The sequence below is a fragment of the Nonomuraea sp. NPDC023979 genome (assembly GCF_040639085.1).
Taxonomy (GTDB): Bacteria; Actinomycetota; Actinomycetes; order Streptosporangiales; family Streptosporangiaceae; genus Nonomuraea; species Nonomuraea ceibae.
This window is the reverse complement of the sequence record NZ_JBEZZG010000039.1, coordinates 15,786-40,068: the sequence shown is the minus strand read 5'-3', so window position 1 is coordinate 40,068 and position 24,283 is coordinate 15,786. Positions and strand designations below refer to the sequence as shown.

At 74.5% G+C, this 24,283-nt stretch carries 24 protein-coding genes and 1 pseudogene; 11 read left to right on the top strand and 14 right to left on the bottom strand.

The window, feature by feature from the left end:
- Positions 1 to 10 precede the first annotated feature (10 nt).
- The 5 genes and pseudogenes from AB0G11_RS41765 to AB0G11_RS41745 all read right to left on the bottom strand — a co-directional run bounded on the left by AB0G11_RS41765 (position 11) and on the right by AB0G11_RS41745 (position 4,176).
- Positions 11 to 682, bottom strand: coding sequence for an urease accessory UreF family protein (locus AB0G11_RS41765; protein ID WP_357592374.1), 672 nt, complete (start codon positions 680 to 682; stop codon positions 11 to 13).
- Positions 679 to 2,403, bottom strand: a complete 1,725-nt coding sequence (gene ureC / locus AB0G11_RS41760) for an urease subunit alpha (protein WP_357592372.1) — start codon at positions 2,401 to 2,403, stop codon at positions 679 to 681. The genes AB0G11_RS41765 and ureC overlap by 4 nt, the downstream gene beginning before the upstream one ends.
- Before the next feature lie 189 nt (positions 2,404 to 2,592).
- Positions 2,593 to 2,898 (bottom strand): annotated as a pseudogene (locus AB0G11_RS41755) (urease subunit beta); the annotation flags it as partial.
- A 30-nt stretch (positions 2,899 to 2,928) separates the two neighbouring features.
- On the bottom strand, positions 2,929 to 3,234 hold the full coding sequence (locus tag AB0G11_RS41750; RefSeq protein WP_357592370.1) for an urease subunit gamma: 306 nt from the start codon (positions 3,232 to 3,234) through the stop codon (positions 2,929 to 2,931).
- Between the two features lie 9 nt (positions 3,235 to 3,243).
- On the bottom strand, positions 3,244 to 4,176 hold the full coding sequence (locus AB0G11_RS41745) for an urea transporter (protein WP_357592368.1): 933 nt from the start codon (positions 4,174 to 4,176) through the stop codon (positions 3,244 to 3,246).
- A gap of 122 nt (positions 4,177 to 4,298) precedes the next feature.
- Between AB0G11_RS41745 and AB0G11_RS41740 the strand changes: the two genes are divergently transcribed.
- The 4 genes from AB0G11_RS41740 to AB0G11_RS41725 are packed head-to-tail and all read left to right on the top strand — an operon-like array spanning position 4,299 to position 7,071.
- Positions 4,299 to 5,516, top strand: a complete 1,218-nt coding sequence (locus AB0G11_RS41740) for an ammonium transporter (protein WP_357592366.1) — start codon at positions 4,299 to 4,301, stop codon at positions 5,514 to 5,516.
- Entirely contained in the window at positions 5,516 to 5,911 is a 396-nt protein-coding gene (locus tag AB0G11_RS41735; protein WP_357592364.1) for a CrcB family protein, read from the top strand. Before AB0G11_RS41740 ends, AB0G11_RS41735 begins: the two co-directional genes overlap by 1 nt.
- Positions 5,908 to 6,288: a fluoride efflux transporter CrcB gene (gene crcB, locus AB0G11_RS41730; protein WP_357592362.1), complete on the top strand. Its 381-nt coding sequence runs from the start codon at positions 5,908 to 5,910 to the stop codon at positions 6,286 to 6,288. Before AB0G11_RS41735 ends, crcB begins: the two co-directional genes overlap by 4 nt.
- Positions 6,289 to 6,330: 42 nt before the next feature.
- Complete coding sequence (locus tag AB0G11_RS41725) at positions 6,331 to 7,071, top strand: class I SAM-dependent methyltransferase (RefSeq protein ID WP_357592360.1); 741 nt, start codon at positions 6,331 to 6,333, stop codon at positions 7,069 to 7,071.
- Here AB0G11_RS41725 and AB0G11_RS41720 read toward each other — a convergent pair.
- From AB0G11_RS41720 to AB0G11_RS41690, 7 genes are all read right to left on the bottom strand, one after another.
- Positions 7,050 to 7,889, bottom strand: coding sequence for an ABC transporter permease (locus tag AB0G11_RS41720; RefSeq protein ID WP_357592358.1), 840 nt, complete (start codon positions 7,887 to 7,889; stop codon positions 7,050 to 7,052). The two genes, AB0G11_RS41725 and AB0G11_RS41720, sit on opposite strands and share 22 nt — an antisense overlap.
- Positions 7,886 to 8,815, bottom strand: coding sequence for an ABC transporter permease (locus AB0G11_RS41715; RefSeq protein ID WP_219510658.1), 930 nt, complete (start codon positions 8,813 to 8,815; stop codon positions 7,886 to 7,888). The genes AB0G11_RS41720 and AB0G11_RS41715 overlap by 4 nt, the downstream gene beginning before the upstream one ends.
- Positions 8,812 to 10,353: an ABC transporter substrate-binding protein gene (locus AB0G11_RS41710; RefSeq protein ID WP_357592356.1), complete on the bottom strand. Its 1,542-nt coding sequence runs from the start codon at positions 10,351 to 10,353 to the stop codon at positions 8,812 to 8,814. Before AB0G11_RS41710 ends, AB0G11_RS41715 begins: the two co-directional genes overlap by 4 nt.
- A 61-nt stretch (positions 10,354 to 10,414) precedes the next feature.
- Entirely contained in the window at positions 10,415 to 11,065 is a 651-nt protein-coding gene (locus tag AB0G11_RS41705) for a hypothetical protein (RefSeq protein ID WP_357592354.1), read from the bottom strand.
- Positions 11,062 to 11,856 (bottom strand): hypothetical protein, encoded by a 795-nt coding sequence (locus tag AB0G11_RS41700; protein ID WP_219510661.1) that lies wholly within the window; start codon positions 11,854 to 11,856, stop codon positions 11,062 to 11,064. Before AB0G11_RS41700 ends, AB0G11_RS41705 begins: the two co-directional genes overlap by 4 nt.
- The gene (locus AB0G11_RS41695; RefSeq protein ID WP_357592352.1) at positions 11,846 to 12,964 is read right to left on the bottom strand and encodes an ATP-grasp domain-containing protein; all 1,119 of its coding nucleotides are present in this window, start codon (positions 12,962 to 12,964) and stop codon (positions 11,846 to 11,848) included. The genes AB0G11_RS41700 and AB0G11_RS41695 overlap by 11 nt, the downstream gene beginning before the upstream one ends.
- Positions 12,961 to 13,890, bottom strand: coding sequence for an NAD-dependent epimerase/dehydratase family protein (locus tag AB0G11_RS41690; protein ID WP_219510663.1), 930 nt, complete (start codon positions 13,888 to 13,890; stop codon positions 12,961 to 12,963). The genes AB0G11_RS41695 and AB0G11_RS41690 overlap by 4 nt, the downstream gene beginning before the upstream one ends.
- A gap of 164 nt (positions 13,891 to 14,054) precedes the next feature.
- Between AB0G11_RS41690 and AB0G11_RS41685 the strand changes: the two genes are divergently transcribed.
- From AB0G11_RS41685 to AB0G11_RS41665, 5 genes are read left to right on the top strand one after another with little or no spacing between them, the layout of a single operon-like run.
- Positions 14,055 to 15,059 carry a GNAT family N-acetyltransferase gene (locus AB0G11_RS41685; protein ID WP_357592350.1) on the top strand — a complete coding sequence of 335 codons (1,005 nt, stop codon included), beginning with the start codon at positions 14,055 to 14,057 and terminating at the stop codon, positions 15,057 to 15,059.
- Positions 15,056 to 16,045, top strand: a complete 990-nt coding sequence (locus AB0G11_RS41680) for a hypothetical protein (RefSeq protein ID WP_357592348.1) — start codon at positions 15,056 to 15,058, stop codon at positions 16,043 to 16,045. Before AB0G11_RS41685 ends, AB0G11_RS41680 begins: the two co-directional genes overlap by 4 nt.
- An 11-nt stretch (positions 16,046 to 16,056) precedes the next feature.
- Positions 16,057 to 16,848 (top strand): hypothetical protein, encoded by a 792-nt coding sequence (locus AB0G11_RS41675; RefSeq protein ID WP_357592346.1) that lies wholly within the window; start codon positions 16,057 to 16,059, stop codon positions 16,846 to 16,848.
- Entirely contained in the window at positions 16,845 to 18,020 is a 1,176-nt protein-coding gene (locus AB0G11_RS41670) for a hypothetical protein (RefSeq protein ID WP_357592344.1), read from the top strand. Before AB0G11_RS41675 ends, AB0G11_RS41670 begins: the two co-directional genes overlap by 4 nt.
- On the top strand, positions 18,017 to 18,940 hold the full coding sequence (locus AB0G11_RS41665) for a glycosyltransferase (protein WP_357592342.1): 924 nt from the start codon (positions 18,017 to 18,019) through the stop codon (positions 18,938 to 18,940). The genes AB0G11_RS41670 and AB0G11_RS41665 overlap by 4 nt, the downstream gene beginning before the upstream one ends.
- Before the next feature lie 68 nt (positions 18,941 to 19,008).
- Here the strand turns inward: AB0G11_RS41665 and AB0G11_RS41660 are convergent, their stop codons facing one another.
- Positions 19,009 to 19,659 carry a response regulator transcription factor gene (locus AB0G11_RS41660; RefSeq protein ID WP_219510669.1) on the bottom strand — a complete coding sequence of 217 codons (651 nt, stop codon included), beginning with the start codon at positions 19,657 to 19,659 and terminating at the stop codon, positions 19,009 to 19,011.
- Positions 19,644 to 20,825 carry a histidine kinase gene (locus tag AB0G11_RS41655; protein WP_308126033.1) on the bottom strand — a complete coding sequence of 394 codons (1,182 nt, stop codon included), beginning with the start codon at positions 20,823 to 20,825 and terminating at the stop codon, positions 19,644 to 19,646. Before AB0G11_RS41655 ends, AB0G11_RS41660 begins: the two co-directional genes overlap by 16 nt.
- 157 nt (positions 20,826 to 20,982) lie before the next feature.
- On the opposite strand from AB0G11_RS41655, the gene AB0G11_RS41650 reads away from it, so the two are divergent.
- The gene (locus AB0G11_RS41650) at positions 20,983 to 21,936 is read left to right on the top strand and encodes an ATP-binding cassette domain-containing protein (RefSeq protein ID WP_357592341.1); all 954 of its coding nucleotides are present in this window, start codon (positions 20,983 to 20,985) and stop codon (positions 21,934 to 21,936) included.
- Positions 21,933 to 24,251, top strand: a complete 2,319-nt coding sequence (locus AB0G11_RS41645; RefSeq protein WP_357592340.1) for an alpha/beta fold hydrolase — start codon at positions 21,933 to 21,935, stop codon at positions 24,249 to 24,251. The genes AB0G11_RS41650 and AB0G11_RS41645 overlap by 4 nt, the downstream gene beginning before the upstream one ends.
- The last annotated feature ends 32 nt before the right edge of the window (positions 24,252 to 24,283 follow it).

The window sequence follows — 24,283 nt, the reverse complement described above, 5'->3', positions numbered from 1 at the left end:
GCGTTGCCTTTCAGGTGGTGAACAGGCGGGCCTCGGCCCGCTCGTGAACGGCGCTCATCGTGTCGGCGAGCGGCGTGGCGGCGTACAGGTCGAGCGGCCCGGCCGCCGCCAGCGCGTGCTCGGCGGCCCGCCCGATCGCGCCCGCCGCGCCCCACAGCGTGGCCTGGGCCTGCCGGAAGTCGAGCCTGCGCAGCCGGACGGCGGCGCTGACCCAGCTCGCCGCGAAGGCGTACAGGTCGCCGGTCACGGCGGCGTCCACCGGCACGCCGAGCCCCGCGTAGGCGGCGCCCAGCACGACGGCGTGGTTGCCCGGCGTGACCTTTTCGCCGGCCAGCCGGGCGAGCCGGTCCAGCTCCGGCGTGGCGAAGACCAGCGCAGCCGTCGTCAGGACCTGGTTGCCGGTCCTGACGGCGGCGGCCCGGATCTCCCGGTTGAGCTTGACGGCGTGCAGCCGCCGGTCCACCGCCACGACCGTGTCCCAGTCGCCCGCCGTCACCGCCCGGTGGACGAGCGCCAGCGCGGCCGCGTCGCCGGGACCGGCCGCGTTCAGCAGCACGTCCTCCAGCAGCGCGGCCACGTCGACCGGCCCGGCCTGCGCGTACGCCTCCAGCCCGTGGGAGAGCGTGTAGAGGCCGCTCGGGAAGGCCGAGTCGGTGAGCTGGAGCTGGGCGAGCAGGCTCATGCCAGGAAGAACAGGTGGTTCAGCGGCAGCTCCCGCGCCGGCGCGATCGTGGCGTGCTCGCCGTCGACGGTCACCTTGTACGTCTCCGGGTCCACGGTGATGACGGGCAGCGCCGAGTTGCGCACCATGTGCCGCTTGTCGACGGTGCGGGCGTGGCGCACCTTGCTGATCAGCCGCTGCAGGCCCAGCCGCTCCGGCACCCCGGCGGCGATCGCCGCGTCCGGCAGGAACGTCACGTTGCTCTTACGCTGCGCCATCCCCATCGCCCCGTACATCGGCCGGTAGTAGACCGGCTGAGGCGTCGGCAGCGACGCGTTCGGGTCGCCCATCTGCGCCCAGTTGATCAGCCCGCCCTTGACCACGAGCGCCGGCTTGGCCGCGAACGAGGTGAACGGCCACAGCACGATGTCGGCCAGCTTGCCGTCCTCCAGCGAGCCGACCGTCTCGGCGATGCCGGTGGTGCGGGCCGGGTTGATCGTCAGCTTCGCCAGGTAGCGCAGCACGCGCTCGTTGTCGTTGCGCTCGGAGTCCTCGGGCAGCTTGCCCCGCTGGTCCTTGCAGTGGTGCGCGGTCTGGAAGGCGCGGGTGAACGACTCGCCGATGCGGCCCATCGCCTGCGAGTCGGAGGAGAACATGCTGATCACGCCCATGTCCTGCAGCACCGTCTCGGCGGCGATCGTCTCCACCCGCACCCGGCTGTCGGCGAAGGAGACGTCCTCGGGGATGTCGTGGCTCAGGTGGTGGCAGACCATCACCATGTCGAGCAGCTCGTCGGCCGAGTTGATCGTGTACGGGAGCGTCGGGTTCGTCGAGGACGGCAGCGCGTTCGGCTCACCGGCGATGCGGATCATGTCCGGCGCGTGGCCGCCGCCCGCCCCCTCCGTGTGGAAGGTGTGGATCGCCCGGCCGTTGATCGCGCTGATCGTGTCCTCCAGGTAGCCGGCCTCGTTGAGGCTGTCGGCGTGCAGCGCCACCTGCACGTCGAACTCGTCGGCGACCCGCAGCGCGCAGTCCACCACGGCCGGGGTGGAGCCCCAGTCCTCGTGCACCTTCAACGCGCAGGCCCCGGCCCGGACCTGCTCGGCCAGTGCCGCCGGCATGCTCCCGTTGCCCTTGGCCATGATGCCGATGTTGACCGGCAGCGCCTCGACGGCCTGCAGCATCCGGCCGATGTTCCACGGGCCCGGCGTGCACGTGGTGCCCCGGGTGCCGTCGGTCGGCCCCGTGCCGCCGCCGATGAGCGTGGTGATGCCGTTGCTCAGCGCGGCCTGGGCCTGCTGCGGCGCGATCAGGTGGACGTGCGGGTCGATGGCGCCCGGGGTGGCGATCATGTTCTCGCCCGACAGGACCTCGGTGCCCGCGCCGATGATCAGGCGCCGGTCCACGCCGTTCTGGGTGTGCGGGTTGCCGGACTTGCCGATGCCGACGATCCGGCCGTCCTTGATGCCGATGTCGCCCTTGACGACGCCGAGCACCGGGTCCAGCACCACCACGTTGGTGATCACCAGGTCGAGGGCGATGGTGGCGTTCTGCGAGCCGGGGTCGGCCGACATGCCGTCGCGGACGGACTTGCCGCCGCCGTAGACGGCCTCGTCGCCGTAGTAGCCGGCCGAGTGGTCCTTCTCGATCTCGATCACCAGGTTGGTGTCGGCCAGCCGGACCCGGTCGCCCACCGTCGGCCCGAACATGTCCACGTACTGCTTGCGGCTCATCGTGCCCATGGCCGGTCAGCCCTTCTTCTTCTTGGCGGGCGCCTTCTTGGCGGCGGGCTTGCGGGCCGGGGCCTTGGCGCCGGTCTTGGCGGCGGTCCTGGCTCCCCGCTCCTCCTTCACGGCCTCGGGCTCCGGCTCGTCCAGGTAGCCCAGCTCGGCCAGCCGCCGCAGCGCGTGCGTGCGCGCGTCCCTGGCCCTGATGCCGCCGTCGAGCAGCCCGGCGAAGCCGACGACGCGCATGCCGCCGCCGTACTCGACGAGCGTGACCTGGCGGGTGTCGCCCGGCTCGATCCGCACGGCGGTGCCCGCCGGGATGTCCAGGCGCATGCCGAACGCCTTCTCGCGGTCGAAGCTGAGCGCCCGGTTGGCCTCGAAGAAGTGGAAGTGCGAGCCGACCTGGACGGCCCGGTCCCCGGTGTTGCGCACGGTCAGCGTGATCGTCGGCCGGCCGGCGTTGATCTCTATCGGCTCGTCGGCGTGGACGACCCTGTCGGTGTCCGTCATGATCTCTCCTCTGGTGAGCGGGGCGGGTGGTCAGCCGCCGATGGGGTCGTGGCAGGAAACGAGCTTGGAGCCGTCCTTGAACGACGCCTCGACCTGCATGAGCTTGAGCATTTCGCGCACGCCGGGCATGACGTCGCCGGCGCCGAGCACCTGCTTGCCGAGCTCCATGCACTCGGCGACGGTCTTGCCCTCGCGGGCGGCCTCCAGGACCGCGACGCTGATCAGCGCCACCGCCTCGCTGTAGTTCAGCTTGAGGCCGCGCTCGCGCCGCTTGCCCGCCAGGTCGGCGACCACGTAGATCAGCAGCTTGTCGATCTCGCGCGGGGCCAGGTTCATGAGCTCTCCTTAGGTGCTACTGCGGCGCAGGCCGGAGAAGACCGGCACCGCCGCCAGGAAGATCCAGGTGACTATGACGAAGGGCCAGGTCAGGGTGTGCCCGCCGACCGGCTCGAAGAGGTTGCCGACGAACGCGGTCAGCAGCGTCGCCGACACCACCCCCGCCAGCGCGTACAGCACGCCGAGCGGGGTCAGCGCGACGAACGTGCCGCAGAGCGCGATCCCGGTCAGCACGCCGTTGTAGCCGTACAGGCCCGCGCCGATGTCGGCCGCGGGCGCGCCCAGCAGCAGCGCCACGACGATGCCCACCGCGCTGGAGACCAGCGCGGCCAGCGCCACGACCCACCCGGCGAACAGGAGCCCGATCAGGAAGATCAGCCCGACGTACCACTTGTCCTGGAAGAACACCTGGCCGATCCCGTTGAGCAGCCCCTGCCACAGGTCCGCGAACGACACCTCCGGGCCAGGGAACCCCGCCGACGGCGGCGCCGCCAGGCTGCGCCCGCTCCACACCCGGTCGAAGGCCGGGCCGCCGATCAGCATCACCGTGGTCACCGCGCAGAACGGCGCCGTGAACGTCGGCAGGTCGTGCGGCGTGAGCAGCGCGTTGAGCGCCGCCGTCAGCACGCTGCCCATGACGGAGCCGACGACCACCAGCAGCAGGGTGATCCAGCGGGCGTCGAAGTACAGCACCAGCGCGACGCCGATCAGCGTCCCGTTGAACCCTTCGAGCCCGCCCGTGACGCGATCCCCGGAGACGCCGAGGAACCACGCGGTGAGCGTGGCCGCGACGGCGCCGACGAGACCGAAGACGCCGAACTGCCAGCCGCCCGCGAAGAGCGCGACGACGAAGCAGGCGGCGGTCCGGTAGTCGGTCTGGAACTCGACCTGACCGACACCCCGCAGGGAGGCCAGAGGCAGATCGGAGACGGTGGCGCGCACGGGCCGAAGCATCCCCATGACAGGCGCGTTCAAGCAGGTCAGCGGCATCTAAAGGTATTCCATTGACGGTTTCGATGCTCGCCCGGCCGATCATCTTCTGCCCTGGGGAAAGAGGTCGAGCGATGCCGCCAGGACTGAACACCGGAGACTCCGCATGGGTGCTCGTGAGCACCGCCATGGTGCTGCTCATGACCCCCGGACTCGCCTTCTTCTACGGCGGCATGGTCCGCGCCCGCAACGTCCTCAGCATGCTCTTCATGAGCTTCGTCTCCATCGCGCTGGTGACGATCCTGTGGTTCGGCTACGGCTACGGCCTCGTCTTCGGGCCGGACGTGGGCGGCGCGGGGCTGATCGGCTTCGGCGACCTGCGCTTCTCCGACATCGCGCCTGACATGCTGCACGGCCGGGTGCCCACGTTCGCCTTCGCGCTGTTCCAGCTCACCTTCGCCATCATCACGGTCGCGCTCATCAGCGGCTCGGTCGCCGGGCGGACCCGGCTCGGGCCGTGGATCCTGTTCTCGGTCGTCTGGGTGACGCTGGTGTACTTCCCCATCGCGCACTGGGTGTTCGACCAGGCGGGCTGGATCAACCGGTGGGGGGTGCTCGACTTCGCCGGCGGGCTGGTCGTGGAGCTCAACTCGGGCATGGCCGGACTCGCGCTCGCCGTCGCGCTCGGGCCCGGCGTCAGGTTCCGCAGGAAGGAGCCGCCGGAGCCGAGCAACATCCCGTTCGTCATGCTCGGCCTGGGCCTGCTGTGGTTCGGCTGGTTCGGCTTCAACGCGGGCTCGGCCATGGCCGACGGCCGGGTGGCGGTCAACGCCTTCCTCAACACCATGGTCGCCGGCGCGGCCGGGATGCTCGCCTGGCTGGTCATCGAATGGGTCCGCTACCGCCGCTTCACCCGGCTCGGCTCCGCCACCGGCGCGCTGGCCGGGCTCGTCGCCATCACCCCGTCGTGCGCGTACGTCAACGTCGAGGGCGCGCTGGTCATCGGCGTCGTCGCCGCCGTCGTCGTGTCGTTCGCCGTCACCTGGAAGCTCGTCCTCGGCTACGACGACACGCTGGACGTCGTGGGCGTGCACGGCGCGGGCGGCGTCGTCGGCACCGTCCTCATCGGCCTGTTCGCCACCGGCGCCACGGCGAGCACCACCAGGGGCCTGCTGTACGGGGGCTCGATCGGGCTGCTGCTCAAGCAGATCGCCGCCGTCATCGTGGTCGCCCTGTACTCCTTCGTCGTCACGTACCTGATCGGCAAGGTCGTCGACCGCCTCTTCCGCATGCGGGAGACCGAGGCCGAGCAGCTCGCCGGCTCCGACACCCAGTTCAGGGCGGAGAGCTGATGGCCGAGGACAGGCACCCGGCGCGCGCGCTCGCCTTCGTCGCGCTCGGCGGCGGCGCCGGCGCGGTCGCCCGGCACCTGCTCACCGAGACGCTGATGGGCGCCTCCCACCCGCTGCCGTGGCCCACGCTCGTCGTCAACACCGTCGGCTGCCTGCTCATGGGGCTGCTGACCGCCGAGCTGGCCGCGCACCCGCTGCACCGGCAGCCGCTGAAGATGCTGCTCGGCACCGGATTCCTGGGCGGGTTCACCACGTTCTCGCACCTCGTCGACGGCGTCCGGGAGCTGACCGCCGGTGGCACGCCCGGCTGGGCCGCCGTCTACCTCGTGCTCAGCGTCGGCCTCGGCCTGCTCGCCGTCTGGGCGGGCATACGCCTCGGGAGGAGCACGCGATGATGCTCGTCCTGGCCGTGTTCGCCGGCGGCGTGGCCGGCGCCCCCGCCCGCTACCTGATCGACTCGTTCGTCAAGAAGCGCGCCGGCACCGCCCTGCCGTGGGGCACGCTGGCCGTCAACGTGATCGGCTCGGCCGTTCTCGGCGTCCTCATGGGCATGACCTCGAACGGGGCTCTGCCGCACGCGGTGCTGTCGCTGGTCGGCACCGGCTTCTGCGGCGCGCTGACCACGTTCAGCACGTTCAGCACCGACACGTACAAGCTGCTCGCGGCCGGATCGACCGGCAGGGCGCTGGTCAACATCGGGATGAACCTCGTGCTCGGCGTGGCCGCCGTCTGCCTCTGCTACCTGCTCGGCGCGGCGCTCACCCGGCCGTGAAGCGGTGGACAGTCCGGACGCCGCCGGGTCAGGGTGGGGAGCATGCGACAGGAGGAGATCTGGGACGCCGAGACCGCGCGCCGCTACGACACGCCGGGCACCGGCATGTTCGCGCCCGAGGTGCTCAAGCCCGCGGTCGACCGGCTCGCCGCGCTCGCGGGCGGCGGGCGGGCGCTGGAGTTCGCCATCGGCACCGGCCGGGTCGCGGTGCCGCTGGCCGAGCGGGGGGTGCCCGTCACCGGCATCGAGCTGTCCCAGCCGATGATCGACCAGTTGCGCACCAAGGCGGGCGAGGCGGCGATCCCGGTGGTCGCCGGCGACATGGCGAGCGCGGTCGCCCCGGGCGCGTACTCGCTCGTCTACCTCGTCTACAACACGATCGGCAACCTGCTCACCCAGGCCGAGCAGGTCGCCTGCTTCCGCAACGCGGCCCGGCACCTGTCGCCCGGCGGCCGGTTCGTGATCGAGCTCTGGGTGCCCGAGCTGCGCAGGCTCCCGCCGGGCCAGCAGGCGATGGTCTACCACAGCGAGCCCGGCTACATCGGGCTCGACACCTACGACGTGGTGCGGCAGCTCGTCGTGTCGCACCACTTCACGTTCGGCGACGGGCGGCAGGCGGAGCTGTTCCGCACCCCGCAGCGTTACGTGTGGCCGGCCGAGCTCGACCTGATGGCGCAGCTCGCCGGGTTCGAGCTGGAGTCGCGGCACGCCGACTGGAGCGGGGCGGAGTTCACCGCCGACTCGCGCTCGCACGTGTCGGTCTACCGGCTCCCGCCCGCCTGAGCCGCCTGAGCCGCCTGAGCCGTCTGAGCCGTCTGAGCCGTCTGAGCCGCCCGTCGCGCGTCGGCCACGAGCGCGACGGCGAGGCCGGTGACGGCCAGGGCGAGCGCGGGCACGACGGCCAGCCGGGGCGCGGCCACCAGCAGCGGCGTGGCCTCGCTCACCATGCCGCCCCAGTCGGTGTCGGGCGGCGGCAGCCCGGCCCCCAGGAAGCTCAGCGACGTGACCGCGACCAGCGCCCTGGCGAAGTCGGCCGTGGCGACGGTCAGCAGCGGACCGGCCAGCTCCGGCCCGATCGTGCGCCGCAGCAGGTAGAGGCGTGACGCGCCGATGGCCCGCACCGCCAGCACGTGATCGGAGGCGGCCGCCTGCCGGGTCGCGGTGCGGGCGACGAGCCCGCAGCTCACCCAGCCGAGCGGCACCAGCGCGGCCAGCACCGTGCCGTACCCGGGCCGCAGCACGCCCGCCAGCGCGAGCGCCAGCGTGAGCCCCGGCAGGGCGAGCGCCACGGTCGCGGCGAAGCCCAGCAGCCGGTCCGCCACCCCGCCGGCCAGCCCGGCGGCGGCGCCCGTCACCGCGCCGAGCGCCGTCGTGGCCGCCGTCACCGCCAGCGCCACCAGCAGCGACGTACGGCCCGCGGCCGCCGTCCTGGTGAGCAGGTCGCGGCCGAGCTGGTCGGTGCCCAGCCAGTGCCCGCCACCGGGCGGCAGCATGGCCCGCCCCAGGTCGGGCGCGTGCGGATCGTGTCCCGTCACCAGCGGCGTGACCAGGCAGAACAGCACGACCGCCGCGAGCAGCGCCTGCCCGGCGCGTCCCCTCATCGCCGCCGCACCCTCGGGTCGCACGCCGCCAGGCACAGCTCCACGCACGCCAGCAGCAGCACGATCGCGGCCCCGGTGACGAGCACGTACGCCTGCACCACCGGCACGTCCCGCTGCCGGATCGCCGTCACCGCGAGCTGCCCCAGGCCCGGCCAGGCGAACAGCGTCTCCACCACCACCGCCCCGGCCAGCAGCTCGGCGAGCACCACCCCGGCGGCGGTGACGGCGTTCGGCGCGGCCACCCGTACGGCGTGCACCAGGACCGTCCGCCGCGCGCGCAGGCCCTTCGCGGCGGCCAGCCGGACGAACGGCTGCCGCAGCGCGTCGGCGAGGTCGGCGCGCAGCAGCCGCAGCAGCGTCGCCGCGCCCGCCAGCCCGAGCGTGAGCGCGGGCAGCACCACCGCGCCCGGCCCGGTGTCGCCGCCCGTGGGCAGCGCGCGCAGGCCGACCGCGACGACGCTGATCAGCAGGATGCCGACGATGTACGGCGGCACGCCCGTGAGCGCCGCCGTCACCAGAGCGATCGCCCGGCTGAGCGGCGCGCGCGGCCGCAGGGCGAGGCGGACCGAGGCGAGCACCGCGAGCCCCACCGCGACCAGGGCCGACGCCCCGGCCAGCCGCAGCGTCGCCGGGACCCGCGAGAACACCTCGGCGGCCACCGGGGACCGGTCGGCGTAGGACCGGCCGAGGTCGCCGCCCGCCACCCCGCCCAGCCAGCGCAGGTAGCGGGTGAACAGCGGCTGGTCGAGGCCGAGCTCGGCCCGCAGCGCCGCCACGCCGGCCGCCGTCGGCTGCACGCCGCCGCGCCGCAGGATCTCCTCCGCCGGGTCGCCCGGCGCCAGCGACGTCAGCAGGAACACCAGCACCGACACCGCCAGCAGCGCGAGCAGCAGCTCCGCGCCGCGCCGCAGGACGACGGCCGTCACCGTCGCGGGACGAGCGCGCCCAGGTCCACCACGTACGCCACGCTCTGCCGCACGCCGCCGACCCGGCTCGTCGTGACGATCGCGTTGTCCTGGTAGGCCAGCGGGATCATCGGCCGGTCGGCCGCGAGCATCCGCTGGACGCGGTGGTACAGCTCGCGCCGGCCGCCCGGATCGGTCTCGACGGCGGCCTCGTCGACCAGGTCGTCGAAGGCGGCGCTGCGGTAGCCGAGCCGCCGCTCGGTGTTCCACGCCGCGTCGGAGCGCAGGAACCGCCGGAACAGGTAGTCGGGGTCGCCGTTCGGCACGCTGTACGCGCTCAGGAAGACGTCGTAGTCGCCGGCCTCCATCACCGCCTTGGTGGCCTCGGCCACCGTCACCCGGGCGGGCAGCCCCGCCTGCTCCAGCGCGACCCGCAGCACCTCGGCGATGCCCGTATAGGGGAACTGCCCGGTCTCGGCGGACGAGACGAGGATCGACACCGGCTCGGCCGGCGCTCCGGCGGCGGCGACCAGCTCGCGGGCCCGTCCCGGGTCGTACGGAGCGCCGGAGCCCGGGGCGGCGAGGTCGCCGAAGACCGGCGACAGGAACGCCCCGCCCGCCGTCGCCGTGCCCCCGAGCAGCGTGCGCGCGACGGCCCGCCGGTCGATCGCCAGCTCGGCCGCCTCCCGTAACCGGGCGTCGGCGAACGGGCCACGCGAGGCGTTGAACGTCAGGTAATGAGTCAGCACCGACGGGCTGCGCACCACCCGGAAGCCGGGATCGGCGGCCACCGCGCCCACCTGCCCCGGCAGCAGTGCGCCCTTGTCGATCAGCCCGTCGACCTCGCCCGCCCGCAGCGCCGCCACGCGCGCGTTCGCGTCGGGGATCACCCGGACCACGATCCGGTCGTAGGCGGGCGCGCCGCCGTGGTGGTGCGGGTTGGCGGCCAGCACCGCCCGCTGCCCCTTCACCCACTCCACGAGCCTGTACGGGCCGGTCCCGACGGGCTGGCCGGTGAAGTCGCCCGAGGCGGCGAACGCCTTCGGCGACTGCACCATGCTGAAGAACCCGGCGATCCTGGCCGGCAGGTCGGCCACCGGTTCGGCCAGCTCGAACGTCACCCTGCCCGCCTCGGCCCGCACGTCGCGGAGCTTGCCGTAGGCCGCCTCCATCCCGGCGTCGAGGCTGAAGAACGCCGACTGGCGGGGCGCGATCCGCAGGAACCGGCGGACGTTGGCGACCACGGCCTCGGCCGTCAGCGGCGACCCGTCGCTGAACCGCACCCCGTCGCGCAGCGTGAACGTCCAGCGCCGCCCCCGCTCGGCCCGCTCCCACGAGACGGCCAGCGCCGGGACCGGCCGCAGCCGGTCGTCCACCGTCACCAGCGGCTCCCACACGCCCAGCGTCTGGTGCGCGTAGTACGGGTCCTGCGGCCCGGCGACGAGGTCACGCGGGGCCGCCAGCGTGAGCTGCCCGGCGCCTGCCTGCTCCGGCGCGCCGCAGCCCGCCAGGACCGCGCCCAGCAACGCCAGCAGCAGGATCGTGGCTCGTCCTCGCACCCTGATCTCCCGTCCGCGTCCCGGCCGGTCGGCATGCCCGGCACGCAAACGATAACCGTATTCAGTCGGTTTGAGGAGATCTCCGGAGCCATCGCCGCGGCACGAACAGCACGAGCAGCGCCGCCACCACGTGCACGGTGATGAACACGTACACCTCGGTCCTGGTCGCCGGGTGGCCGAGGCGCACGGTGATGTGGTCGGCCCACGCCCACACCTCGGGGATGGTCTCCAGGCTGCGGTTCATCAGGACCGCCACCAGGTCCTCCAGCCCCGACACGTGCAGGATCGACATCGCCAGGCCGGTCCGCAGCACGCCCTCCCGCGACCCGCCGCCCAGCCGGTAGGCCAGCAGCAGCGCCACGATGAGGAACGGCACGAACACCACGACGTGCAGATAGAGCTCCTCGAAGGTGCTCAGGCCCTCCTCGATGTCCATGGCCGCGATGAACGTCCCGGGCACGAAGTAGAGCAGGAAGCCCAGGAACAGCGCGGGCAGGACGACCAGGTGCAGCCGCAGCCTGCGCGCGGTCTCCACGTCCAGCCACGCGATGGCCACGATCGCGGCCAGTTGCGGGGTGAGCTTGACGAGGAAGCCCCACAGCGTGGTGATGTCCTGCTCGTAGGGCAGGACGAAGCGGACCAGCCCGGCCAGTGCGACGGCCACGAGGCCGGCGACGAGCGTCACCAGGTTGGCCCTGATCATGGTGATCACGGGGTCACTCCAAGGGTCGGGGTGCCGTGGCCGGGGCAGCGGCCGAGCGCGGCGGCCCCTTCCGGGACCACGTCGACCAGCGTCGGCCTGCGCCTGAGCAGCGCGGTGACCGCGGGCGAGCCGGCCGCGGGCCGGGCGTGGAAGCGCCGCCACAGCAGGTGGATTTCGCCGCACGCGGCGCGCGCGGCGTAGTAGCCGAGGTGCGGGTCGTGGATCAGGTCACCGGCGCCCGCCAGGCCGGTCCGCTCCAGCACGCGCGTCTCGACCCCGGCCAGCGCGGGCAGGAACTCCGCCACGGCCTCCCGCTCGCCGACCACGACCGCCCGCCCGGCCGTCTCGGCCAGGCGCAGGGCGGGCTCGTTCAGCTCGCGCCGCCGCCGCTCGTGCACGACGTCGGCGTCCGGATGGAGCAGCACGCCGTAGCGCCGGCCCGGGCCGAGCGCGCGACGGTCGAGCACGGCCCGGCGCACCTCCAGCACCGGCGCCCGGCCGCCCGCGCCCGCCACGGCCAGCGCGGCCCGCAGGTCACCGGCCGGGCCGATCCACGGGCTCGCCTCCGCGCCCGGATCGTAGGGCCGGGCGAACGGGCACAGGCGGTGGAGCTGACCGGCCAGCTCGGCGCTCGGGGTGGGCACCGGCTCACCGAGCGCCCGCCCGGCCCGTACCCACTGGTCCCGGTAGAAGGGGACGCGGGCGAACGCGGCGCGCACCGCGCGCCGGTAGGCCCGCTCCCACCTCACCGGGGAGAACCTGACCGCCGGGACTCCCGCCGCCGTGACCTCAACGGACATCGACGGTGATCAGCGCGTCGAGGTCGGGCGGCTCGTGGTCGACGACGTAGCCGAGCTTGGCGCGGCACTCGGTGTACGGCGCCACCGGGTCTCCCGGCCTGGCCACCACGACGACCTCGGCGCTGCCGGGCAGCGACTCCAGGCCCCGGATGGCGACCAGGGTGCCGGCCACGGGCGCGCGCAGCACCCGTACCGAGGCCGGTCCGCGCCGGGCGGACGTCAGGTCGGGACGCTCGCCGATCGCCAGGCGGACGGTCGCCTCGACCGTGTCCACGCCGTGCATCAGTCCGAGCGCCTCGCCCAGCCCGTTGCCGCCGATCCGCGCGCCCATCTCGATCAGCCGGACCTCGCCGCCGTCGGCGAACAGGTCGGCGTTGAGCGGCCCGTCGGTGTAGCCGATCTCCGCGCAGAGGAGTTCGAGCTGCCGGGCGACCTCCTTGTCGAGGGCGCCTGGGGGCAGCATGTCGTGGCCGATCGCGACCACCCCGGGCGGCTCGGTGACGCGCCTGCTCAGGCCGAGCAGGGCGACCTCGCCGTCCTGCAGCATGGCCTCCGCGCAGAGGTCCTGCCCGGTCAGCAGCTCCTCGATGACGAACCGGCCGCTGGGGGAGACGGCCGCCGCGTGCTCGATCGCCGGGCCCAGCTCGGCCTGCTCGCGGCAGACGGTGATGCCGCGCGAGCTGCCGGAGTCGACGGGCTTGACGATGACCGGCAGCGGCGGCCGGTCCTGCGGCCGGTCGGCGTAACGTGGTCCGGGCAGGCCGATCCGCTCGCACACCCGGCGGAAGTAGATCTTGTCCGTGGAGGCGCGCAGCGTCTCCTCCGGCACCCCGCAGGGCAGGCCGAGCAGGCCGGCCAGCTCGACCAGCGACGGAAGGTTGATGTCGCTGCCCGGAGCCAGGATGCCGGCCAGGTCGGCCCGGCCCCGCAACGCGGCCGCGACGGCGGCCACGTCACGGGTGCTGACGTGCAGGAACTCGTCGGCCTCCACGGCCCCCGGCGCGTCGGCCCGCATGTCGACGCAGATCGTCGCCAGGCCGAGCCGCCGGGCGGCGCGGAAGGCGCTGACCGTGCCGTCCGAGCCGCCGAGGACCACCAGGTGTCTCATGAAGGGCTGTTCCAGTGGGTGCCGCGGTTCTCGATGAACCAGTCGACGGTCTTGGCCATGCCCTCCGACAGCGACACGAGGGTGGCGGGGTCGATGCCGACCGCGCGCAGCGTCTCCGGGTCGGCGGTGACGGCGGTGTCCGGGGTCTCGCCCGGCCGCATCGGCAGGTCGACGATCGGGACGCGGTCGTGCCCGCGCTCCACGCACAGGTCGATGATCAGCTCGGCGATCGTGCGGATGCTCGCGGACTCGACGGGGCCGACCTCGACGACGTGGTCCAGGGTGTTGCCCGCGGCGGCGGCCTCGAGCGCCGACACCAGGCCGCGGGCGACGTCGCCGACCCAGACCATGTCGGAGATCTGCGTGCCGCCGCCGTAGAGCTCGACCGGCATGCCGGACAGCGCGCGGCAGATCACCGCCGGGGTGATCTTGCGTACCTTGCCGGGAGCGAAGGGCGGGGCGGCCATCTGGCGGGGGCCGTAGGCGTTGACGACGCGGACCTGGTTGACGCGGGTGCCGCGGTGCGCGTTGAACATGCGCACGAAACGCTCGACGGCGGTCTTGGAGATGGAGTAGCTGTTGTCCATCCAGTGGTTGCCGACGCAGATGTAGACGCCGGGCAGGTCGTACTGGGTGACGGCCTCGAGGAAGTTCAGGCCGCCGGAGAGGTTGGTCTCGGCCGCGGGGCGCGGGTTGTCGATGGTCTCCTGGGTGCCGAGGACGGCGGCGAGGTGGATGATCGCGTCGGTGTGCGCGGCCAGCTCGACCATCGCCGTGGCATCCCTGATGTCGCCGAGCATGAACTCGAAGCTTCCGGCGCCGCGATCGCGGTGGTCGAAGACGACGGGGGTGTGACCGCGGGTGGCTAACTCCTCACAGACGTAGCGGCCGATGAAGCCGTTACCTCCGGTGACGCCAACTTTCATGCTGTTTCCCCTGGTGAAACGCCGTGCACTGGTGATGCTCGGGCAGCAGATTCACGCACCAGGTGTTGATGCGCGTCCATGATCAAAGCAGACATATACTGCGATTCTTAACAGGCCATAAGTCTGATGCAGAGTTGTTATGCCTAATCCGAATAGGGCACATCGTGAAGTTCAGCTTCTTACAGCCAGGGCGAGACCCCGAGCCCGACGGCTGGGAAGACTTCCGCCGCGGCCACGACCTGACGGCCATCTGGTCCTATGACGTGATCCGCGCCTCCTTCGAGCGATCGTGGGCCCGGCCCCTCCTGTGCGTCGTCCACGAGGCGGGGCGCATCGTCGGCGCGGTGGGCGCGATCCGGTTCGGACGCGGGCCGCTCGTGCTCGACGTGCGCCTGCCCGCCCACTCCAACGGCCCCACCTGGTGCCTGCCCGGCGGCGCCGAAGGGCGCGAGCTCATCAGGGGCTTCGAGCGGGCCGCCGCAGCCGAGTTCGGCTGGCGGCTGGCCGGGGTCGTCTACCGGATGGTCACCGAAGCCGCGCTGCCGCTCGTCGCCAGGACCGGCGCCCTGGTCCGCCAGTCCCCGGGCACCACACAGCTTCCCGTACGCTGGCCCGCCCGCGACGGGTGGATCGCCACGCTCAGCCGCAACCGCCGCTCCACGCTGCGCCGCCAGATCAGGCGGATCGAGGAGGACGGCACGCTGACCGTCGTGGAGGGCAACGGCCGCACCGACCTCGACCCCGCCGAGCTGGCCCGGCTGCACGAGCGCCACGCCGCCCGGCTGACCGCGCCCACGACGCCGCGGGGCTGGGTGGCCGCCGCGCTCGACCGCCGCCTGCCGCTGACCGCCGCCTACTTCGCCGAGCTGATCCGGCGCGACGACGTCCGGACCGTCTCCTACCACGAGGGCGACCGGCTCCTGGCCTTCGCCGTCGTCTACGACCATCCCACCACGCCCATGTACGGGCCCTGGGCGGCCCTGCCCGCCGAGGAGGGCGGCCGGAAAGACCTGTACTTCGACAGCTACGTCCGGATCATCGCCCACGCGACCGCCGGCCGCGCCGAACGACTGTTCGCCGGCCGCGGGTTCGTCGACGTGAAGCGCTCGCTCGGCTTCGACTACCTGCCCATGCGGCTGGTGGCCGTCCCCCGGTGGGCGATCGGATGAGGGTCGAGCTGCTGGACCCGCGCCACGACCCCGAGCCCGGCGACTGGGAGGAGTTACGCCAGGCCGCCGGCCAGCGGGTGACCTGGCGGTACGACCTGCTGCGCGCCTACGCCTGGAGCGCCCAGGCGCCCCTCGCGCTGGCGGTGGCGCGGCGCGACGGCCGGGCCGTGGGAGCGGTGGCGGCCTCACTGCGGTCACCCAGGCTGCGGCGCGGCGCCTACGCCGACCGGCACGGACCCGCCGGCGTCGTGGACGTGCACGCGCCCGCCAACCGGTCGCAGAAAGGCTGGTGGTGGCGCGGCGACCCCGACCCCGACCTCCTGCCCGCCTGCACGCGCGCGCTGCGCCGCCACCTCGGCCCCGGCTGGCGGGGCACCGTCTGGCGCGAGGTGTCGGACGGCGAGGCCGCCCGGCTGCCCGGCCGGCTCGGGCTCCGCCTGCCGACCGCGCCGCTGGCCACGCTCGCCCTGCCCTGGCCCGACCTGGACCAGTGGTACGCCGTGCTCGACCCGCGCCGCCGCGACTCCCTGCGCAGGCGCGCCCGGACCATCGCCGCCGAACTGTCGGTTCGCGTCGGCCCGGCCGGCGAGCTGGTCAGCGCCGACGAGGCGGCCCGGATGCGCGCCGAGAACGACCTCAAGCACCGCAGCCGGCTCACCCCCGCCCCGCCGCTCCCGCTGCCCTACCTGGAGGCGCTGATCGGCAGCGGCGAATGCGTCGCGCTGACGTACCGGCGGCGCGGGAGGCTGCTCGGCCTGTCGCTCATCCTCGACCACGCCGCCTGGCCCATCTGCCTGAGCTGGGGCGCCGTCCCCGTCGAGCAGGGCGGGCGCAAGCACCTGTACTTCGACGGCTACGTCCGCATGATCGAGTGGGCCATCGGCGCGGGCAGGCGCGGCCTGGTGCTCGGCAAGGGGCAGGCCGAGGTCAAGAGCGACCTGGGCGCCGAACTGGTGACCTCCTCGGCGCTGGCGGTGCCGTGGTGAAGGGAGCCGCCGTGAGGTGCGTCCAGTGCGGGGACCCGCATCCCGTGCCGCTGCCGGGCCGCCTGCCGAACCGGCGGCGGCACGCCTGCCGCGCCTGCGGGGCCGTCTTCCGCGCGGCCCCGGTGGTGCTCCGTTCCGTGGCCGGCGACCCGCTGGAACCGTACCTGCCCGCCCGGATGATCCGATGGCTGCGCGAACGCGGCGACGACGGCCCGCCCGACCGGGCCGCGATGAACCGCTGGTACCAGGAGTTCGACGCGTTCGTGGCCAAGGCCAGGACCGACGACGCCGCCGCGGCGCTCCTGGCCGAGGTCAGCGAGATCCCGCTCGCCGACCTGCCCGCCAAGCCGCCCGCCTTCTCCCAGGTGTGCGCCGCCCTGCACGCCACCTGCTACGACCTGCCGCTCGCCGAGGCCCGCCTGGCGCCGGGCGACCCCTGGGCCGCCGAACGGCTCGCCCACGTGCGCGCCTGGTTCGCCGGGCCCGGCCGCCCGGCCACCTGGCCGGCGGCGCCACCGGCGGAGCCGCCGGACCCCGAGCTCGTCGCCGGCCTCCTCCCGCTGCCGGAACGCCTCGAACCCGCCCAGGTCAGAGCGCTGTTCTCGGCGCTGTTCCAGGTGGAGAGAGGACCGTCGCTGGCCGGGGTGATCGGCCGCTTCGGCGCCGCCGAGATCGAGGACGCGCTGCGCGCCTACCTGCGCGACGGCTCACGCCCGCTCCGCGACCGGGTGCTCGCCGACCTGCCCGCCGACCTGCCCGCCGGCCAGCCCGCCGACCTGCCCGCCGACCTGGACGCCGGATGACCGCCGCCGCCCACCGCATCGGGCTGCCCCGGCTCGTGACGCTCCTCGCCGGTCGCGCCGCCTTCCGGGTGATGCTGTACGGCTCGGCGGCCCTGCTGGCGCTGGCCTGGAGCCGGGCCGAGTTCGACGCGTACGGGGCGGTGATGGGGGCGGCCGGCTGGCTGTGCATGGTCGTCCAGTCGGGCGGCGAGAAGGCGGCGCTGAAGCTCATCCCGCGCGCCCGGCGCACCCGGGACGACCTCGCCGGGATGCTCCGCGTCCTGGTCGCCTACGTGCCGCTGCCGCCGCTCGCGGCGGCGCTGGCCGCGCTGGCCCTCGCCCCGGGGGAGCCGGTCACGCTCTACCTGCTGGGCGTCGCCTACTACGTGGCGCTGGGCTGCGGCATGCTCGGCGTCGCCCTGCACCGCGCGCTCGGCCGCTACACGCGCGACACCGTCCACTTCGCCGTGCTCGGCCTCGGGATGGGCGCGATGGCGGCGCTCGCCTTCCTCGCCGGGGTCGGCCCGGCCGGCTACCTGGCCGGGCTGCTGGCGCTGGTCACCGCGCTCAACCTGTCCCTGCTGCCCGGGCTGCCGCGCGCATCACGGCCCCGGCCGGGGCTGCGCCGCGTGCTCACCGGCACGGTGCTGCTGATGGGCGCCGCCGACGTGATGAACAACGCGATGATCGGCGTGCTCTTCGTCGAGCTCGCCCTCAGCCCGTACGCGGCCCACAGCGGCGAGCTGTACCTGGTCACGCTCGGCTGGGGGTTCGCGCTGTCGATCCTCTACACGGTGCAGCGCATCTACCAGCCGCAGCTCTCCCTGCGGGTGGCCGGCGGGGGAGCGGCCGGGGCGCGCGTGCTCGGGCGGCGCATGGCCGGGCTCGCCGCGCTGGGCGCCGCCCTCTGGCTGACGGCCGCCGGGTTCGCGCTGGCGGCAGGCGCGCACGGGCCGGTCGCGCTCGCCGCGCTCGCCCTCACGCTGCTGCCGATGCAGGCCCTGGCCAGCGGCGCCACCTTCGTCGTCGAACACACCGACCTACGGGCCAACGCCCGGGCCGTCGTCGTCGCCCTGGCCGCGGTCGCCGCGCTGGGCGCCGTGGCCGTACCCCTGACCGGGGCGGCCGGAGCCGTGTACGCGCTGGGGGCGAACCCGCTCGTCCTCGGCCTGGCGCTGTGGAGGGCGCGATGAGCACCGGGCTGACCGTGCTGGTTCCGTGCTACAACGAGGGCGCGCAGGTGGAGGTCGCCTACCGGGAACTCACCGGGGAGCTGGGGGACCTCGCCGACCTGCAGATCCTGTTCGTCGACGACGGCAGCACCGACGACTCGCTCGCCTACATCCGGGCGCTGGCCGGGGCCGATCCGAGAGTGGGATACCTGTCCTTCACCCGCAACTTCGGCATCGACGCCGTCACGGCCGCCGGCTACCGCTACGCCGCGTGGCCATGGATCGTGCAGTGCGACGCCGACCTGCAGGTGCCGCCGTCGCAGATCTGGAAGCTGCTCGACAGGGCAGCCGAGGGCTACGACGTCGTCTTCGGCCGCCGGGTGCGCCGGCGCGACCCGCTCCTGCGCAAGATCGGCTCGGCCGGGCTGCACTGGGCGGCGCGGGCCGTGTTCCGCATCGACATGCCGCGCGGCGCCTCCACGTTCCGGCTCATGCGCACCAGCGTCGCCCGGACGATCAGCGAGCTGCGCCTGCCCTGGTTCATGCCCGCGGTGCCGCTGGTGGGGGCCCGGCACACCGCGGTCGACGTCAGCCACCGCGAGCGCGACGCCGGGCGCTCCAAGCTGCGGCCCGCCCGGCTGGCCGGGCACGCCTTCGAGCTGTTCTTCGGCTTCTCGTGGCGGCCCCTGAACGCGCTCTACCTGGTGGCGGTGCTGGCGCTGGCGGCGGCGGCACTCGGGCTGGAGGCCGCGCACCTGCTGGTGTCCGCGGCCACGCTCGCCGGGGTGGCGGTGGTCGGCCGCTACGTCCACCGCGTCGCCCCCCGCCCGCCCGCGTTCTACGTCCGCGAGTCGAACCTCCCCGTACGTCCCGAGGACACGCTCACCGGCGGCGCCCCGACCCCGCCCCCGCCCGGCCGCGTCCCCCCGGGCGGCGACTGAGCCCTGCCCCGGCCCCCGTACCCGTCCGGTCGTAAGTGTGGACGGTGGATGGTGGGGGCCGGGGGTGGCTATGGGGTGGCCTGGAGGTAGGCCAGGACCGCCATGACGCGCCGGTTGTGGTCGTCGGACGGCGGCAGGCCGAGCTTGGCGAAGATGTTCGTGGTGTGCTTGGCGACCGCCTTGTCGGTGACGCGGAAGCGCGCCGCGATCGCCAGGTTGGACAGGCCCTCCGCCATCAGGGCCAGCACCTCCCGCTCGCGCGGCGTCAGCGCGGCCAGCGGCTCGTCCCGGCCGCGCCGGGTGAGGAGCTGCGAGACGACCTCCGGGTCCATCGCGGTGCCCCCGGCCGCCACCTGGCGCACCGCGCCGACGAACCCGTCGACGTCGCCCACCCGGTCCTTCAGCAGGTAACCCACCCCGCCGGACCGGTCCGACAGCAGCTCCCTGGCGTACAGCTGCTCCACGTACTGCGACAGGATCAGCACCGGCAGTCCCGGCACCCGGGCCCGCGCCTCCAGGGCGGCGCGCAGCCCCTCGTCGGCGAAGCCCGGCGGCAGCCGCACGTCGATCACCGACACGTCGGGGCGGTGCCGCAGCAGCGCCTCCAGCAGCATCGGGCCGTTGTCGACCGCCTCCACCACGGTGCAGCCGTACGCCGACAGCAGGCGGACCAGCCCGTCGCGCAGCAGGGCCAGGTCCTCGGCTATGACAACGCGCACGGCACCTCCATGATCAGCTCCGTCGGCCCGCCCGGCGGGCTGTCCACGGTGAGAGTGCCGTCGAAGGCCGACAGCCGGTCCTCGATGCCGCGCACGCCGGTGCCGAGGTCGCGGCGCACGCCGCCGTGACCGTCGTCGCCCACCGTCAGCCGCAGCACGCCACCGGTGTGCCGCAGCCGCACCCAGGCCCGCGACGCGCCGCTGTGCTTGGCCACGTTGGCCAGCGCCTCGGCAGCCGCGAAGTACGCCGCCGACTCGACGGGCGGCTGCGGGCGGCCGGGCAGCTCGGCGTCGACGTCGACGGGGATCGGGCAGAGCAGCGCGGACGCCCCGATCGCGCCCGGCAGGCCGCGGTCCGCCAGCACCGGCGGGTGGATGCCGCGCACCAGGTCGCGCAGGTCGGTCAGGGCCTGACCGGCGACCTCCCTGGCCTCGTCGACCGCGCGCAGCACCTCGTCCGGGTCGGCGGCGGCGCGCGCCAGCCCCAGGCTCATGCGGATGGCGATGAGCTTGGCCTGGGCGCCGTCGTGCAGGTCGCGTTCGATGCGGCGCAGCTCGGCGGCGTGCGCGTCGACGACCGCGGCGCGGGAGGCGGTCAGCTCCCGGATGCGCGCGTCCGGCGCGGGCCGCGCGTCGAGCAGCAGCCGCGCCAGCCGCGCCTGCCCGGTGCGGAACAGCGGCACGGCCAGCAGGGCCACGACCGCGATCGCCACGAGGGCCAGGCTGATGGAGTACGTGTTCAGCATGCTCGGGCGGGACGGCTGGAGCCGGAAGAACAGATAGTCGAGGGCCGCCAGCATCGCCCACACCACGGCCACGGGAGCCGGTCCGGACACCGCGTGCACGGCCAGCCACAGCACCTCCCGCCGAGCGGCAGCCGGGCCGCCCGCCGAGGCATCCACCGTGCCGCCCGCCGGTGCGTCCGCCGGGTCGCCGTCCCGGGCGAGCACCCGCCGCGCCCACCGGCGCTGATGCCCGGCCAGCCGCCCCACCGCCGCGCGCGCCCACGCGAGCGGCCGCCCGGTGAGCGGCGCCAGCGCGGCGCCCGACGCCAGCAGGGCGAGCAGGACGGGCGCGGCCACCCCGGTGGCGGCGTTCAGCGCCAGCGCCCCCACCCCGGCGACGGCGCCGAGCGCCCGCCGGGCGACGGTCTTCCTCCCCTTCACCCCTGCAGTCTGCCGTGCCCGCGAGCGTGCGGCGGTAGGTCTGCGCCTACCACCGGGGTGGTGAATTCCCACCCCGGAGGTGGACCGGCCCCCCTGGAGACCGGGCCCGCGCACCGCGAGGCTCGTTCCGGCCGACCATGCCGGACGAGGGGGAGACGTGATCGACGTACGGGGACTGACCATGCGCTACGGCCGCACGGTCGCCGTGGACGGGCTGACCTTCAGCGTGAGACCGGGCCTGGTGACCGGATTCCTGGGCCCCAACGGCGCGGGCAAGTCCACCACCATGCGGGCCGTGCTCGGGCTGGAGGTGCCCGCCGGAGGCGAGGCGCTGGTGGACGGGCGGTCGTACGCGTCGCTGCGCCGCCCGATGCGCACGATGGGCGCGCTGCTCGACGCCGGGGCCGTGCACGGCGGCCGGACCGCCCGCGACCACCTGCGCTGCCTGGCCCGCAGCAACGGCATCGGCGCCGGGCGGGTGGACGAGGTGCTCGGCCAGGTGGGGCTGACGGACGTGGCCGGGCGGCGGATCGGCGGCTTCTCCCTGGGCATGAAGCAGCGGCTGGGGATCGCGGCGGCGCTGCTGGGCGACCCGGCGGTGCTGATGTTCGACGAGCCGCTGAACGGGCTCGACCCGGAGGGCATCCGCTGGATCCGCGACCTGCTGCGGGCGCTGGCCGCCGAGGGGCGGACCGTCCTGCTGTCCAGCCACCTGATGAACGAGCTGGCGCTCACCGCCGACCACGTCGTCGTCATCGGGCGCGGCAAGCTGATCGCGGACACGGCGATCGGCGAGCTGGCCGGCCGCTTCCGCCGCGACGTGCTCGTCCGGGCCGCGGACCCGGAACGGCTGGCCGGGGTCCTGCGCGCGCACGGCGCCACCGTGACCCCCGAAGAGGCGCCCCCCGGTCCACCCGCACGCGACCCGTCCGTGCGCGGGCTGTCCGTGCGGGGGCTGGATGCCGAGGTGATCGGGGAGCTGGCGCTGGGCGCGGGCGTCGCGCTGCGCGAGCTGACACCGCGCGGCGCATCGCTGGAGGAGGCGTTCATGGAGCTCACCGAGGACAGCGTCGAGTACGGCGCCCGTACCGGGACGGAGCAGGGCCGATGACGGACGCGATCGCCGCCGAATGGCACAAGCTCCGCTCGCTGCGCTCCAACGCGTACCTGCTGGCCGTCTCGCTGCTCGCCGTGCTGGCCTGCGCCGGGGTGGCGTACCTGATCGGGCGCGGGTTCGACCGGCAGACGTTCGAGGAGCGGCTGGGCTTCACCGGCGTCGGCGCCGGGCTGGGCACGGGCCTGCCGATCGCCTACGTCGTGTTCGGCACGCTGGGCGCGCTCACGATCACCGCCGAGCACGCCACCGGCCTGATCCGCACCAGCCTGGCGGCGGTGCCGAGGCGGCAGGTGTTCCTGTTCGCCAAGGTGCCGGGCCTGGCCGCCGTCACCCTGGTCGCCGGTCAGGTCCTGGCGTTCGCCATGCACGGGGCCGCGCAGGCGGTCCTCGGCAGCCGCGCGGACCAGCTGCTGCTCGACGGCGGGACGCTGGGGACCTCGCTCGCCGAGCCGGGCGTGCTCGCGTCGGTGGCCGTCTCCGGGCTGTCCATGACGGCGGCGGCCCTCGTCGGGCTGGGGGCGGGCGCGGCGATCCGGTCGACGCCGGGCACCCTGGTCGCGCTCGTGCTGGTCTTCCTGGTGCTGCCCGTGGCCGCGCAGGCGCTGCCGTCGCCGCTGCGGGCCCAGGTGGGCTCGTACCTGCTGGAGAACCTGCCCGCGCAAGTCGCCGGGGTGGGCGGGCTGCTGCCGCCCGTCGCGGCGGCGGCGCTGCTCGCGGGCCACGTCGCCGTCGCGCTGGCGGCGGGCGCGACGGTCACGGCGCTGAAGGGCCGCAGGCTCAGGCCGCTGCTCGCCGGCGCGGCCGCGGTGCTGCTGACGGCGCTGACGGCGGTCCTGCCCACGGTGCTGCCGGCGGCCGGGCTGTCACCAGGGATGCCGGCAGAACCGGCGGTGGCGCCCGCGTCCGGTGACGCGGGCGGCGCGGCGTCCGCCCTGGCCTGGCGGCCGTGCGCGGACAAGGACGCGCCCGGGGACCTGCGGTGCGCCTCCGTCGAGGTGCCGCTCGACTGGCACAAGCCCGCCGGGCGCACGATCACCGTGCCGGTCGCGATGCTGCCCGCCTCCGGGGCGGGCCGCCGGATCGGCGTCCTGTTCTCCGTCCCCGGCGGCCCCGGCGGGTCGGGGATCGACGACCTGAAGCAGCACCACGCGCGGTTCGCCAAGCTGCGCGACCGGTTCGACGTCGTCAGCCTCGCCCCCCGCAACACCGCCGTCCCCGGCGGCCCGCTGCCGTACGCGTGCCTGTCCACCGGCCCGTGGATCACGCTGCCCGGCGACCGCGCCGAGTGGGCCGAGCTGGCGCGGGCGAACCGGGAGCACGCCGAGCGGTGCCGCGCCGCCGACCCGGAGCTGTTCGACCACATGGACTCCGCCTCCGTCGCCCGCGACATCGAGGCCGTCCGCGTGGCGCTCGGCGAGCCGCGGCTGAGCTTCCTGGCCAACTCCTACGGCGGCCACCCCGCCGAGGCGTACGCCCGGCTGTTCCCCGCCCGGGTGCGCGCGATGGTCCTGGACGGCGCCGCCGACCACCAGGAGCCGGTCGCCGCCACCGAGCCCGCCCTGTACGCGCGGCTGGAGCGGCAGCTGGTGCGCTTCGCCGCCTGGTGCCGGGCGGACACCGCCTGCGCGCTGCACGGCAGGGACGTGGCCGGGGTGTGGCGACGGCTGGTCACCGCCGCCGACCGCAAGCCGGTGCCGGTGCGCGGCGACCCGTCGGGGGCCGCCTACAGCGGGTTCGACCTGAAGGTCGCCGCCGGGCCCAGCTTCGTCTCGCCCGGCCGCGAGCCCGAGGTGCCCCGCTGGGTCCAGCTCGCCGCCGCGATCGAGAAGGCGGAGGGCGGCGACGCCTCCGGGTTCGCCGACTACGTCAGGCAGGCCACGGGCAGCGCCAAAGTGCCCGCGGCCGCCGGCCAGAACATGACGCACTGCCTGGACGGCAAGGGGTACGGGAGCTACGCCGCCTTCCGGGAGGCGCTGCGCGAGGCGGAGCGGGTGTCGCCGCACTTCGCCGGGCAGCGTTCGTGGTGGCCGCTGGCCTGCGCGGGCTGGCCCGCGCCGGTCACCAACCCGCCGGCGCCGCTGCCCGCGCGGGGGCTGCCGCCGCTGCTCGGGGTGGGGAGCTGGACGGACCACGACGAGGTGGCCCGCGCCGTCCGCCGGGTGCCGGGCTCGTCCAGCCTCCGGTACGAGGGCCACGGGCACACGCTGTACCTGTCCGGTCCTGGCGGCTGCGTCACCGCGCACGTCAACCGCTACCTGATCAGCCTGCGCCTCCCGCCGCCGGGCGCCACCTGCCCGGGCGCCGGGTGAGGGCCGCCCGCGATCACCAGGCGCGATCACCA